At 62.9% G+C, this 12728-nt stretch carries 11 protein-coding genes; 5 read left to right on the top strand and 6 right to left on the bottom strand.

All coding sequences use genetic code 11. The annotated features are described in order from the left end of the window. Positions 1-139 precede the first annotated feature (139 nt). Both IE079_RS03825 and IE079_RS03820 read right to left on the bottom strand, forming a co-directional pair. Positions 140-1591, bottom strand: coding sequence for a sigma-54 dependent transcriptional regulator (locus tag IE079_RS03825; RefSeq protein WP_189573156.1), 1452 nt, complete (start codon positions 1589-1591; stop codon positions 140-142). Positions 1592-1798: 207 nt separating this feature from the next. Continuing rightward, entirely contained in the window at positions 1799-2128 is a 330-nt protein-coding gene (locus tag IE079_RS03820) for an SOS cell division inhibitor (RefSeq protein ID WP_189573153.1), read from the bottom strand. 217 nt (positions 2129-2345) lie between these two features. Between IE079_RS03820 and IE079_RS03815 the strand changes: the two genes are divergently transcribed. Together IE079_RS03815 and IE079_RS03810 are read left to right on the top strand one after the other, a co-directional pair. Then, positions 2346-2819: a DUF6586 family protein gene (locus IE079_RS03815; RefSeq protein ID WP_189573150.1), complete on the top strand. Its 474-nt coding sequence runs from the start codon at positions 2346-2348 to the stop codon at positions 2817-2819. A gap of 30 nt (positions 2820-2849) precedes the next feature. Beyond that, positions 2850-3110, top strand: coding sequence for a hypothetical protein (locus IE079_RS03810; RefSeq protein ID WP_189573147.1), 261 nt, complete (start codon positions 2850-2852; stop codon positions 3108-3110). Between the two features lie 89 nt (positions 3111-3199). Here IE079_RS03810 and IE079_RS03805 read toward each other — a convergent pair whose 3' ends face one another. Both IE079_RS03805 and lexA read right to left on the bottom strand, forming a co-directional pair. After that, positions 3200-3730, bottom strand: coding sequence for a cell division inhibitor SulA (locus tag IE079_RS03805; protein ID WP_189573144.1), 531 nt, complete (start codon positions 3728-3730; stop codon positions 3200-3202). 53 nt (positions 3731-3783) lie between these two features. Next, positions 3784-4401 carry a transcriptional repressor LexA gene (gene lexA / locus IE079_RS03800; RefSeq protein WP_189573141.1) on the bottom strand — a complete coding sequence of 206 codons (618 nt, stop codon included), beginning with the start codon at positions 4399-4401 and terminating at the stop codon, positions 3784-3786. Positions 4402-4663: 262 nt separating this feature from the next. Here lexA and IE079_RS03795 point away from each other — a divergent pair, with 262 nt between their 5' ends. Genes IE079_RS03795 through IE079_RS03785 form a run of 3 tightly spaced genes read left to right on the top strand, consistent with a single transcriptional unit; the run spans position 4664 to position 7131 of the window. Beyond that, a complete protein-coding gene (locus IE079_RS03795; protein WP_189573138.1) occupies positions 4664-5659 on the top strand; it encodes an amidoligase family protein in 996 nt (331 codons plus the stop codon). Then, the gene (locus tag IE079_RS03790) at positions 5652-6401 is read left to right on the top strand and encodes a gamma-glutamyl-gamma-aminobutyrate hydrolase family protein (RefSeq protein ID WP_189573135.1); all 750 of its coding nucleotides are present in this window, start codon (positions 5652-5654) and stop codon (positions 6399-6401) included. The genes IE079_RS03795 and IE079_RS03790 overlap by 8 nt, the downstream gene beginning before the upstream one ends. Before the next feature lie 19 nt (positions 6402-6420). Continuing rightward, complete coding sequence (locus IE079_RS03785; protein WP_189573132.1) at positions 6421-7131, top strand: SIMPL domain-containing protein; 711 nt, start codon at positions 6421-6423, stop codon at positions 7129-7131. 46 nt (positions 7132-7177) lie between these two features. Here the strand turns inward: IE079_RS03785 and IE079_RS03780 are convergent, their stop codons facing one another. Together IE079_RS03780 and IE079_RS03775 are read right to left on the bottom strand one after the other, a co-directional pair. Next, a complete protein-coding gene (locus IE079_RS03780) occupies positions 7178-10933 on the bottom strand; it encodes a translocation/assembly module TamB domain-containing protein (protein WP_189573129.1) in 3756 nt (1251 codons plus the stop codon). Continuing rightward, positions 10930-12690 (bottom strand): autotransporter assembly complex protein TamA, encoded by a 1761-nt coding sequence (locus IE079_RS03775; RefSeq protein ID WP_227712304.1) that lies wholly within the window; start codon positions 12688-12690, stop codon positions 10930-10932. Before IE079_RS03775 ends, IE079_RS03780 begins: the two co-directional genes overlap by 4 nt. Positions 12691-12728 lie beyond the last annotated feature (38 nt).

Raw genomic sequence — 12728 nt, 5'->3', positions numbered from 1 at the left:
CCCCCTGACCATAATGTAATGATTCAGGAGCTGTATAGCAGAAGCCATGCCAGGTTATATATTCTGTTTAATTACAAGGGGAAGGGAGCGGCTACAGGGAAATCCTTCACCCCTTCCAGGCGGGACCGACGGAAAACCGTCAGCCCTCTTCTTCCCGGAGACCGTATTTGCGGACTTTTTCCACCAGGGTCGTGCGGCGGATACGCAGCTTCTCCGCCGCCCGGGCCACCACACCATTGGTTTCATCCAGTGCCTGCTGAATCAGCTGCTTCTCGAGGCTGGACAGGTAATCCTTCAGGTCGATGCCGTTGACCGGCAACAACGCGGGCGCGTCAAGGCCGACCAGACCGGGTATACCGGAGGGCATGGCGTCGTCTTCCACAACGGGGCTTTCATCGTAGTTGTCCACGTAACGGAATTTTTTGGGCAGCTCCTGCACACCGATTACACCGTAGGGGTGCATGATGGCCAGGCGCTCGACCAGGTTGGCCAGCTCCCTGACATTGCCCGGCCAGTCGTGCCGGCACAGGCTGAGGATAGCAGCGGAATTGAGACGCAGTGAGCCTCGCTTTTCCTTTTCCATCCTCGCGATCAGTTCGTTGATCAGCAGCGGAATATCTTCCGCCCGTTCCCGCAGGGCCGGCATTTCGATGGGAAACACGTTCAGCCGGTAGTAGAGATCTTCCCGGAAATCGCCCTTCTCGATCATGTCCTCGAGGTTCTTGTGGGTAGCGGCCACAACCCGCACGTCCGCGCTCTGGGTCCGGTTGCTGCCGACCTTCTCGAAAGTGCGTTCCTGCAACACACGGAGAATCTTGACCTGCATACTGAGGGGCATGTCGCCAATTTCGTCAAGAAAAAGGGTGCCACCCTCCGCCAGCTCAAAGCGTCCCACCCGGGACGTGATAGCCCCGGTGAAGGCACCTTTTTCATGACCGAACAGCTCGCTTTCCAGCAACTCACCAGGTATTGCGCCACAGTTCACCGGCACGAACGGCTTTTCACGACGGGGGGAGTGGTAGTGAAGGTTACGGGCCACCACTTCCTTGCCGGTACCGGATTCGCCGGTAATCATCACGCTGACATCCTTGTCGGCCACCTGGGCCATCAGCTCCCGTACCCCCTTCACGCTGCGGGAGGTTCCCACCAGGGAGCGGAACAGCATCACGCCCCGTTGCTGGCCGTGGCCCTGCCCCCGGTTGCGCTGGTATTGGTCACGATAGATCTGGGCGCGGTAGCGGGAGTCAACGAACTTGGTATAATTGGGGGGCCACTCGAGCCGGGCGATAACCCTTGCCTGACAGTCGCTGTCCAGCGGCTCCAGGTCCGGGTTGCCAACAACCAGCAGCGGCAGGCCGGCCTCGGCCTTGCAGACCATTTCAATGTCAGCGCGGACCTGTGAGCAGTCCTCACTGGCGACGATGACCATACCAAGGCTGGCAAGGTCCTCACTATCACCATCAGCGAGCAGCTTGCGGGAAGCCTCGTCGTCCAGGACGGATTCCTCCCCCACAAATTCAAGAATGGTTATCAGATCTCTAGCCCGTGACGCGTCCTTGCTCAACACCAGCACAGTATCGGTCATCGACATGCAGATGGAATCTCTTGGTCAGCGCAGCATTTTGAGAGTCACCCGGGATATCTGTTCCATTAACAGCTTCCCGGACGGCGTGATTTGTTTGTGCGGTATTTAAGACGTTTAAGCGAAGAGAGTCAATTTTATGACGCAATGGATTGACCCGGGTCTGCATTTCCCCCGATCCGGCAAGCTTCAGTCATTGGCGGTTCGGCAACGGAACTACTTGTTCCGGCTCGACACTCTGGCGTAGGCACTGGCAGCCTTGCGATTCTGGCCCACCTGATCCAGGGCATCCTTCGCTTCCTGACGCGCCTCGCGGGCAGCCTCATCGGCGTGGCGCACGAACTCATCGAGCTCACCAAGCCTTCGCTGAACGGCGGCTGCCGACAGTTGCCTGTTTTCGAGAGCGGTCATCACGGGGTCGACCAGTGAGCGGACATCACCGTTCAACTCGGCCAGCCGTTGCCAGTCGCTGTCCTGCAGCGCCTGTTGCAGTTCCGCGATACGATCGTCGAGGCGGGCCAGCGCCTCATTGGCTTCGTCAGACATGATCCACCTCACTGCTGTACCGGTGCCCCCGTGAACGGGGCGCCGGTGAATGTCAGAGACTTTACGTGAGTATACAGGGGAGCATCCGCAAAAGTCCTGACCCTTTGGCCACTGCCGGGGCTGGCAGTTTGCCGGTTAACAGAAGAATCCGGTTGGCACTTCTGGTATACTAGGATGTTTACCAATAAGCCACGCGCAGCACGGGGACAGGCACGATATGTCAGCACAATGGCAATCACTGGTGTCACAGAAAATCTACCTGGCCACCCAGCTTGCAGCGCTGTCCCGGGATCAGGCCTCCGCCACCGAGCGGGAAGCCTGCCTGCAGGGAGCCATTGAACTGTCCCTGCGGGCGCGGCAGCTGGTACTGACACTGGTGGCCCGTTACCACCAGGAAAAACAGGCCATGCCGGCGTCACTGGAAGCTTTGATCGCCCTGATCGAGAGCACACCGGACGCTGACGTAATGGCGGAACTTGCCCGTACACCGGGTAGCTGGTGGCAACATCTGGATCAGCTTGAAATGGCCCAGAGCCAACCGCCAAAGCAGCAGAAAAGTGTATCGGACGAGAACGTTATCGCGGTATCGGTGGCTTCAGGTCCCGACCGGTCCGTCGAGGGTCTGCTTGAGACGCTGGCAGCCATGAAATCATTTGTTACTGACCTGGGTGACCGGCACGCCGAGTGGTAACCCGTTAACCAGGCCCGAAGTAAGGATTCTATGTCACCTTCATTCTTTGAAATCGTACAACTGAACAACGGCGACTACGCTCTGAAGCGTGTGGACGATGATTCCGCGCCACTGGTCAGAATTTCCTTTTCCCAGGAAGCCCGGGAAATGATGGAAAACCGGGATATGACCGTAGCCCGGGCCATGATCGACGCCGGCATACAGGCGGTAGGGCAGATTAACGATACCGTCGAGTGGGAAGACGCCGATCTGGAAGATTTCGAGCCCCAGGCTCACCACACCCTTCACTGACCGGGCAGGGGCACGCCGACTGCCCCGGTCGCCAACGGGCGTCCGCTGCTTTCTCGGGGCTCTTGTCAGCCTTTCGGCCGGCCCCGTTATCAGCGAGTCCTGAGAATGACCCCGTGGCTGTTGCCCCTGGCAGATGCCTGCTCCAGCGCGCCGAAATCTCCGCTGGACAGGCGGCTGGTCCACATCACCACGGCATGGCAGGTACCGGCGCCCAGGGCTATTTCCGCCAGCTCGAAGGCCGAGTAATCCCGGGTCGACCGCAACACCAGCAGTTCGCTGGTGACAATACCATGGGTGGTCTGCCACTTGCTGACCAGCGCCTGCGGGGGGTCAATCCACGCCAGCCAGCGCCGTTCCTGGTTTAGCTGAGTCAGCATGGGCAGCAGCAACTGGAAATTTTCCACCTGCCCCGGGGGCATGATCACTTCCGTCACGTTGCCGCGACGGTGTTCCGGTGACGCGGCATCATCGTCGGCCTTTCCCGCCATACCATGGGCGCGGGGGCTGGCCGGTAACTCCGCCGCAGGCTGCCGGCGAACCGGTGCCGGCTGCTGTGGAGCCATTGCCGGCGCGGCGGTTGCCGCTGCCCCGGTATTCATGCTCAAACCCAACTGTTCCATGACTTCCTCCCCGACTCGCTGCTGGCGACACCCCCGCGGGCATCGCTGACGAATTAATGCACCTGGTTCAGGTCGGACCGGCGAATGACGCCGACCCCGAGACCCTCGATCACCAGCTCCTGCTCCCGCAGGTCAACCACAATGGGCTCGAATTCTTCGTTCTCGGCAATCAGGAGAACCTCCGGGCCCTCCCGGCGGAAACGCTTCACGGTGACTTCCTCACCCACCCGCGCCACCACCACCTGGCCGTCATGCACGTCCTGGGTGCGGTGTACCGCCAGCAGGTCGCCGTCCAGGATGCCGATATCCTTCATGCTCATACCCCGCACCCGCAGCAGGTAATCCGCCGACGGTGTGAAAAATTCCGGCTGCAGGGTGCAGTAGTCCTCGATATTCTCCTGGGCCAGAATGGGGTTACCGGCCGCCACCTGACCGATCACCGGCAAGCCGGGATCTGCCTCTACTTCGGGCAGGCGAATGCCGCGGCTGGTGCCGGGTACCATCTCGATGGCGCCTTTACGGGCCAGTGCACGGAGATGTTCTTCTGCCGCATTGGCGGAACGGAAGCCGAGCTCCAGGGCAATTTCCGCCCGGGTGGGCGGATAACCGGTTTCATCCACGTAGCGACGGATAATGTCCAGTACCTGGCTCTGTCTTGCAGTGAGCTTCATCGCTTCTTGCCTCCTGTGGCAGTTCCCTGCCCCGGCCTTCCTCCGGCACAATAACCAGAGAGGTTGCCCGTGGATGCTGGGGTTATATACAGTAATACCGACTTTATACAGTATTCTATCCAGTGTAAACCCCCTGCAGTCCCGGAATGCCCACTCACCCGGAGCCCGTGCTACCGGGCACTGCCAGGGCCAACCTGTTACATTGTGCTCACACGCAACCCGAGCTCACTTGCCGGAACCATCACCAGGGGGAATCACACCCATGCCCAGCCGTTGCCAGATGCCCGACGTCATGACCACTCGGGAGGGAAAGCCACGCCGGGTCGGCGTCGAGATCGAGATATCCGGACCGGGGTACCTGGAGCTGGTCTCGCTCACGGCGAAAATCCTGAACGGCACCGCCCGCAACGTTGGTCGTTACGTCAGCAAGGTGGATACCGCCCTGGGCGAATTTGCGGTGGAGCTGGATTCCGACCCCATCAAGGACCTGAATCTTCAGGAAGAGCGGGTACCGGAATCCCTGCGGGAACTCGGCGGCCACGCCATGGATGTGATTGATTATGCGGCGGAGCGGCTGGTGCCGCTGGAAATCATCTCGCCACCGGTAGCCTTTGACCAGCTGGAGACCATCGAAGCCCTGTCAGACCAGTTGCGCGAAGCGGGTGCCGTGGGCAGCCGAGAGGCCATCGTCTATGCGTTCGGCCTGCAGCTGAACCCCGAGCTGCCCGACCTGGAGGCGGACACCCTGCGGCGCTACCTGCAGACCTTCGCTGCCCTTTATGACTGGCTGAAATCCCGCCACCAACTGGATTTCAGCCGCAAACTGACCACCTACATCGAACCCTGGTCCAGCCGCTATGTGGATCGCCTGGTGGCGGCGGACTACTCGCCGGACATGGAAGGCCTGATGCGGGACTATCTGGAAGAGAACCCCACCCGCAACCGCGCGCTGGACCTGCTGCCCCTGTTCGCGCACATTGACGCTGATCTGCTGGCGCAGTATGTCGACGACCCCCGCATCAAATCGCGGCCGACCCTGCACTACCGGCTGCCGGACTGCGATATCGACAACCCCCGCTGGCATTTCTCCACGGTGTGGAACGACTGGGTGATCCTGGAACAGATCGTGGCTCACCCCACTCACCAGCGGGAGCTGAACGACCTGTTCCGGCAAGGCCGCACCCTGTCGTTCCGCAACCTGACCAGTACGTGGCGCACCCGCTGTCACCAGTGGCTGGAGAACCGTGGCTATGTCTGAATCCAGCACCGCTGAAGAGGTCAAGGTTCCGGGTATCACCATCGGCATCAGCAGCCCCTCCCGCTGGCGTACCTCGGACCGCCTGATCAGCCTGGGCCTGCGGCTGTATGGGGCACGGGCCTATTTCATTCCCCCGGGCAGTCAGGTCGATGTGTCACTGCTTGACGGCATCGTGCTGTCCGGCGGAACCCACATTCACCCGGACCTGTATGACCAGGGTGAGCAGGTCAAGGCGCGTTATAACCGCCACCGTGACCAGACTGACCAGAGACTCCTGCAGGAGGCAGAGCGGCTGCACCTGCCGGTGCTGGGGATCTGCCGGGGCGCCCAGCTGATCAATGTATTCCGGGGTGGCTCCCTGTGCCAGAACGTGACGCCGCTGCGTGTCCATACCCGTCACCGGCCCCTGCTGCTGCCGCTGCAAAGCGTCCGGATCGTGGCACCGACCCGTCTCGGCCAGATCATACGGTCGCCCCGTATCGGCGCCAACCGCATTCACAGTCAGGCCATCAAGTGGCTGGGACGGGGGCTGCGGGTCAGCGCCCTGGACAACGACCTGTTTGTCCAGGCCATCGAAAACACCCATGGCCAGTGGCTGATGGGCCTGCAGTGGCACCCCGAATACCTGCTCTACCATAGCGCGCACCGGCGGATCTTCGCCGATTTCGTGCGCACGGCGGAACGCCTGAAGCTGGCCCGCCTGACCCGGGAAGATGTACCCGATGCGGCGAACCAACCCTGACATCAGAAGGAGATTGAGGATGATTACAACCATCACCCGGCGGCTTTGCGGGCCTGCGGTAATAGCCCTGATAAGCCTGGCGGGACCTGCGCTGGCGGCACCGGCGGAAGTCAGCCTGTCCGGCGAGGGCCAGGTCCGCTATGTACCAGACAGCGCGCGGCTCAGCTTCACGGTGACCGCGCAGCATGCGGATTCCGACAGGGCCATCAGCGAGGTAAGGGGCACCATTGAACAGTGGCGTGAAAGCATCGCCGAACTCCGTGACCAACTGGTGGACTACACTGACGCGTCTGCCCATCTGTACCAGCGCCAGCACTCCCCACGCCAGCAGGACGGCGAGCCCGGCGAACCCCGGACTATCGCCGTTGCAAGCCAGACGATCAGCTTCGAGATTCATGACCTGGAACTGCTGAACCCGGTGCTCACCAAAGCCCAGAACCTGGGTATGAACTACAACCTGGGCCAGCACCAGTTCTTCCATTCCGACGAGGAAGCGCTCCAGCGCGAGGCCCTGGCCAGAGCCATCGATGACGCCCGGGAGCGCTGCCAGTTCGCGGCACAGCAGCTGGACATGGCCTGTGGCCAGGTCAGGTCGCTGAACCTGCAGTCGTCGGGGGGCGGGCCGATCATGATGCGTATGCAGGAGGCTTCCGCCACCGCGGACACGGTAAGCCAGGTCGGCCCCCGGGAAGTCAGTGCCACGGTGCAGGCCACATTTACCATGAAGTGAACCGCGGGCACGGTGTGAAGCGCCTGCCTGTAACCGGAAAGCCGGGTCAGAAATTCCGGTTGTAGAAGATATCCAGCGAAGCCGCCAACCCGCTGGCGGCCTCAATGTAGACCCGGCGCCCCAGATCATAGCGCAGGGCCACCGTGGTCACCGGCTCGAACAGGCCCACGCCGTAGCGGATACTCAGATCTTCGGTCAGGTAGCCGCTGGCCACCACGGAGGCGTCTTCCCCCGACCCCTCCGCTTCCAGGGTCAGATCCTGAATGCCGAAGGTCTCGCCGATACCGCGGGTGAGGCCGCTGGCCTGTTTCAGGCCCAGCGACAGAGCCATGCGGCTGACCGAGGTCTGGTCACCCTGGCTCTGCAGGGGACGCCCGAGCACCAGGTAGGACAGCGCCTGGTTCTGGGACATGGACGGCTCCGAGAAGATTTCTGTTTCCGGTTCCCGGGCCGGGCCGGACAGGCGGATGCCCGCCAGTACGTCATCCACCCTGCGGATCGCCTCGATGTCCACGTAGGGCTCACCCACAGGTCCCACGAACACCAGTCGCGCCCGCCGCAGCTGCAGTTCCTGGCCGAAGGCCGCATAGCGGCCATTGACCATCCGCAGAGCGCCCCGGGTATCCATCTCATTGCCGATCTGCAGTTCACCCTCAAGCTCGCCGGTAACGCCAAACCCCTCGAAGGTAACCTCTTCCGCCCCCACCACCACGGTTACATCCATGGCCAGACCCAGTGGCGACTCCTCTTCGGATTCAACGCCGACGATCACTTCGTCGTCGGAAACCGCTACCGCCTGCTCCGGCAGGTCGCGAACCTCGATGCGACCGCTGGGTATGTCAATCCGGCCGGCAATACTGAGCTCCCCCTCGACAAAGTTGATTTCCAGGTCCGGGGAAACCGCCAGTTCGGCATAGGGCTCCAGGAACAGCGGCAGCCTGTTGCCCGTCAGAGTCATGGTCAGCCGCGGCGGGCCCGTCCAGTCCAGGCTACCGCCGATCTCACCGGTGCCGGTTCCGTTGCTTTTCCAGCTACCGTCCAGGTCCGCCCGGCTGCCATTGAAATTCACCTGTAGCCGGAGATCCTGGATGGGTATCGGCAGCCGTTCATCCACCAGCCGGCCGTCGGAAAGCAGCAACTGCCCATACACCTGGGGCGCCAGCAGCGGGCCTTCCAGACGTCCGGAACCGCCAATCTGCCCCGCGAGGTCCTCAATGTCCAGCAGGGCGCCGACCACCGCAAGGTCGAAACCCTCCAGGCTGAAGGATCCCGTGGTTGGCCGGTCCGGAGCATTGGGGTCCACCTCCAGGTCCACGGTCAGAACCCCCACGTCCTGTCCATCCAGGCGCAGGGCAACGGTCGCCCCCTCCGGCTCCAGATTCAGGTTCGCCGTCAGGGTGTCGTACTCGAGAGACTGCTGTTCCTCCTCCACCGCCACGTCCACATTGCCGGGCCCGGCACTGAGCCGGACCGAACCCCGGGGCCCCGCTTCCGCCAGCTCCATGTTCAGGGTGCCGTTGATCATCGCATTCCAGCTGACGTTCTCCGGTAACAGGGGCGCCAGCGTGGATGCCGGGAGCTGGCTCATCTCCAGGTCCAGCGCCGTATCCGGGAGCAGTGTCTGCTCGCCCGCGCAAAGGGTGCTGTCCTGCCAGCGCCAGCAATGGGCACCCAGGGTCAGTGTCTGACCGGCATAGCTGATGGGCGCCGGCTCCTGCAGTTGCCAGGTCTGCTGCGGACCGGTCAACTGCACCTCGCTACTGGCCAGCTGCCCCTGCCAGCGGCCACCAGCGTCACCGGTCAGCCAGGCCCCGGACAGAACCGCATCCACCACGGCAGCCGAATGGTGCGCGGACAGGGTCAGGCGATGGTCGTCCAGGGTTCCGCCAAGGTCGGCCTGCACCTGGTCGACCGTCTGCCCGCCCGCCAGCACAGAGGAGGCCTCCAGACTGGCGTCCAGTGCCTGCGAGTCATCCAGACTCGCATCCAGCTCCAGTGCGGCTATGCGGATCTGCTCCTGCCAGGCGACCCCGGTGGCGGAGAGCTCCAGGTTACCGGCCGGCAACCGGATGGGGCCGTTCAGGGCGATAGTGGCATCGATTTCGCCCTCCAGACCCGGCACGATGATCCCGGGTTCCGGCAGCGCCAGCGTTGCCTCCACCTGCATTTGCCCGGATTCGGCCAGCGGGTCCTGTAATCGCCCCGAGACCGCCACGCGGTTGTTGCCGATGGTGGCCAGTATTTCCGGAATCTGCCACTGGCCGGACTGCGCCGACAGCTCGCCCCGGCTGGCCAGAGGCGCCTCCTGCCACTGGCCCTGCAAGTCCCAGTTCGCCGTAAAATCCGGATTGCCATCCGCGCCCAGCTGACCCTGGCTGGTTACCGAGCCATTGATGCTGGCGGTGGCCCGGGGCACCCAGAAACCGGGGTTGAACGAATCCAGCGTCAGGTCAGCCTGCCAGCTCAGCTGGTCGGCAAAACCCACCTCCGCCTCACCCTGCAACTGCCCGGCGCCGGTGGTCATGGTCAGCTCGGTCAGGCGCACCGACTGCAGGTCGCCATCCACCTCGGTCACCAGGCCAGCCTCCCCCATGGGGCCGGAGGCATCCATATCCAGGCTGGCCTGGTACTCATTGCCGGCGAAGCGGCCGCTGGCTTCCAGTGAGCGGATCGTCACTGGTGGTGGCTCGACCTGCGGCAACAGTGAATACCAGGGGAAAGCCCCCATGGTCACACTGGCCTCGGCGACCAGGCCGTCCTGCCAGGTCACGTCACCCGCTGCCTTCAGCTCCGCCTGGCCGTCACCCGTGGCGGACGGGCCGGTCAGTGTCAACTGCAGGTCCCGGGCCGCCTTCGGTGTCACTCGCCCTGACAGCGCCATGTCCACCGGGCCCTGCTGGCCCGGCAAACGGGCCCGGGAGTTTAAGCGGTAGCCATTGGCCAGACTGCCCTGCCCGGTCAGTGTCCAGTTTCTGAGTGTCAGGGTTTGCGGCAGGGTCTCCAGCGCCAGGAAGGCGTCGGAACGTAACTCGATATTGGCGGGCAGCGACGGGTCCAGGGGCTCGAGCTCCGCCTCCATCTCGCCATCGAGATAGCCGGACGACGCCAGGCTGGCACGCAGGTCCCTGACACTGCCCCGCAAATCCCCCTGCACTCGCCAGTGGTCACCGTAGGGCGGCGGCAGGGTCAGATCGAGATTGACGGCAAGGGGCCAGTCACCCCGGGTTTCCACCCGGCCATCCAGGGCCACCGCCACATCGTCACGGCCAAGGGCAAACTGACGGATATGGAAATCGGAGCCGCTACCGGCGGCCTCCAGGCTCAGGCTGTCCCAGACCAGGGTACCGTTGTAGTGGAACGGGCCCAGTTGTACCGAGCGGATATCAATATTTACTGGCAGGGTGATATCCGGCAGCTCCATGGGGCCGCCATCCGGATCCTCTTCGGCCGTTGCGGTGCCCGCCCTGGTGACATCCAGCGATGCGGCTTCCAGGCGGTCCAGGCAGAGGTCCTTGCGGAACAGGCAGGTGGGCGACCAGTCGATCAGCGGTGAAGCAATCTCCAGGGTTACCCCGTAACCCTGCCAGGCCAGGTGCTCGGCCTGCCACTCACCGAGGAGAGAACCGCTGGCCGCGGTGGTTTCCAGACCCGGAATCTGATCCAGCACCCAGGCCGTGCCGGTATCCGAGCGCAAGGCCAGCAGCACGGCCGAAACAAGCACCACCACCAGCAACAGAATGATCGCCAGCATAATGAGCAGCCACTTGAGCCCGCTTTTCAGCACCGACGTCAGCCTGCTCATAATTCCGGCCCCATGGAAAAGTGCAATCGCCAGCCTCCCCCAAATTCTTCATCCAGCCCTTTGGCGACATCCAGACGCAGGGGGCCCACCGGGCTGATCCAGCGAATACCCACACCCACACCGGTGGCCAGGGGATCGTTCAGATGATCAATGGCATTGCCCTGATCCATGAACCCGGCCACCCGCCAGTTTTCGACGAATTCGTACTGGTATTCGGCACTGCCCACCAGCTTGTAGCGACCACCTACCCCGTCGCCGGCGTCATCCTCTGGCGACAGGGTCTCGTAACCATAGCCACGCACACTCTGGTCACCGCCGGTGAAGAACCGCAACGACGGCGGCACACCGGAGAAATCGTTAGTACCCACCGCGCCCGCTTCAACCCGGGCCAGGAAACGATGATTGTCCGCCAGCGTGATCAGCCCCCTGGCCTTGCTGGTCACCTGCAATACATCAACGGTGGAGAAGATCTCCCGGGACCCGCCGGTCACATCCATCTGCAGCCGGTAACCCCGGGAAGGGTCGATGGGCGAATCCGACTCCAGCCTCGAAAAGGAAATTCCCGGCAGCAACAGGCGACTGCTGCCCGATTCCGAGTCGCCGATGTCGTAACGCTCCCGTTCCCAGCGCAGCGACACCACCCGGCTCCAGTCGTTATCCATCAGGTGGCGCCACTGGGAGCCAAAGGTCAGGCGGTCTGACTGCACATCCTCGATATCCTGCCGCTGGTAGCCGGCGCCAAATCGCATGGAGTCTGTCATGGGCGGGTCCAGCGGTATTTCATACCAGCCGGTGAGGTTCTGCCGGGGTACGGAGAGTTCAGTATCCGCGCCCCGCCGGTGCCCCTGGGGATTAATCCAGTGCTCCTCCCAGGTGCCCCGGAAGCGGGGCCCGACATCGGTGGAGAAGCCAACGCCGACACCCAGCGAACGGGGTTCCCGCTCACTGACCCGGGCAGAGACCGGAATCTCCTTATCCGAGGCTTCGCCGGGGGGAGCAGTCACCAGTGCCTGGGAAAAGTAGCCGCTGTTGCTCAGGTCGGAGCTCAGTTTCGCAACCTTGTCGGCATGGTAAGGCGTGCCCGGTTCAAACTGCACGAAACGGTCGAGAAACGACTGGTCGAAGACCTGATCCTCATTGAAGGTCACGTCGCCAAGGCGGTAACGCTCGCCACTTGCAAAACGCAGCAGGATGTCCGCTTCACGGGTTTCCGGGTTCACCGCCAGCCGGCGCTGCTCGAAGCTGCCGTCAAAATAACCGAGGCGCGAGGCGCGGCTGCTGATGGTCTGGCGTAACGACTCGTACTGGCCATGGTTCAGCACGGCGCCCACGGCCGGTTGCTCCGGTAAGGTGGTGTTGAATTCGGGGTCGTCCCCGGCCGGACCGGTAATGGTGACCTGCCGCGACGCCACCCGCACCGGCTCGCCCGGGGTCACCTCCATGATCAACACCGGAGGGTCACCCTCCTTGATGCGGCGGCTGATGGCCGGGTCATAATAGCCCAGCGCCCGCACAGCCTGGCGAATATCCTCCTCCACGGTATCGCCGTAGCGGCGCAGGGACGAGAGGCTGCGGCCTTCCACCTCACCGACAAATGCCCGGGCATTGTCCAGTAAGCCGGGATAGTCGCCCTTTATACGAATATCCACCTGGTTGGCAAGACTGGCGGTCGGCGCCAGCGACAGTGTTGCCCATGCCAGCAGCCGAAGGAGTCTGTTGCAGGCCCGATATCGTCCTGATGCTTGTCTGATTTGCAAATTCCACTCCGGCCGACGACGCCCTGAAGGGGTGGGTT

Source organism: Marinobacter zhanjiangensis (assembly GCF_014651935.1).
GTDB lineage: Bacteria > Pseudomonadota > Gammaproteobacteria > Pseudomonadales > Oleiphilaceae > Marinobacter > Marinobacter zhanjiangensis.
Note: the sequence above shows the minus strand (reverse complement) of the source record. Positions and strands in the feature narration are given on the sequence as shown.